At 50.4% G+C, this 250-nt stretch carries 1 protein-coding gene; it reads right to left on the bottom strand.

Translation table 11 applies throughout. The features are described 5' to 3' along the window. On the bottom strand, window positions 1–250 hold a 250-nt coding region (locus tag Q4563_RS21445; protein ID WP_303605963.1), incomplete at both ends, for a hypothetical protein.

Below are 250 nucleotides of genomic sequence, written 5' to 3' on the forward strand. Positions count from 1 at the left end.
GAGCAGATCCCACAACACTTTTTCATCATCTTTATGGCGCGTCATCACCATGCGCACCCGCGCAGAGGCTTTTATCTCCTTGCGCTCTTTATCGCTAAGTGATTCACCCTTGGCGCATTCCAGCACCTCAAACCATTCCGGACGTAAACGTTGTAACTCCTGATACAGCTGATACGCAATCTGGCGAGAACTACTGACAAACATCGCCTTGCCAGCCACGGTAGAGCCTTCAGCAACACGATCTTCATAG

The sequence above is a fragment of the Gilvimarinus sp. 1_MG-2023 genome (assembly GCF_030548285.1).